The organism is Sphaerisporangium melleum (assembly GCF_014646695.1).
In the GTDB taxonomy this organism is placed as follows: domain Bacteria; phylum Actinomycetota; class Actinomycetes; order Streptosporangiales; family Streptosporangiaceae; genus Sphaerisporangium; species Sphaerisporangium melleum.
This window is the reverse complement of sequence record NZ_BMNT01000024.1, coordinates 90,190-90,405: the sequence shown is the minus strand read 5'-3', so window position 1 is coordinate 90,405 and position 216 is coordinate 90,190. Positions and strand designations below refer to the sequence as shown.

General features: G+C 67.6%; 1 protein-coding gene. It reads right to left on the bottom strand.

The genetic code is table 11. The features are described from left to right. Positions 1–128: DUF397 domain-containing protein (locus IEY93_RS21715; RefSeq protein ID WP_189164975.1), on the bottom strand; the 128-nt coding region annotated here is incomplete at its 3' end. Positions 129–216 lie beyond the last annotated feature (88 nt).

Genomic DNA, 216 nt, shown 5'->3' with positions numbered 1-216 from the left:
CCGCCGGGGTTCTTACTGTCACGCACCCCGACCAGACCCGGGATGCCCGAGGCGACCTCGACACACTCACCCGAGTCGCCGCTGAAACTGCTCTTCCGCCACCGCGCGTTCCGAAGGTCACGTACCAATGCGGCTCACCGCCTCCTCCTCGCTTCGGGCTCAGGTGCCGAAGTGACCCGCCTTGAGGCCGGACAGGAACCGGGACCACTCACCCGA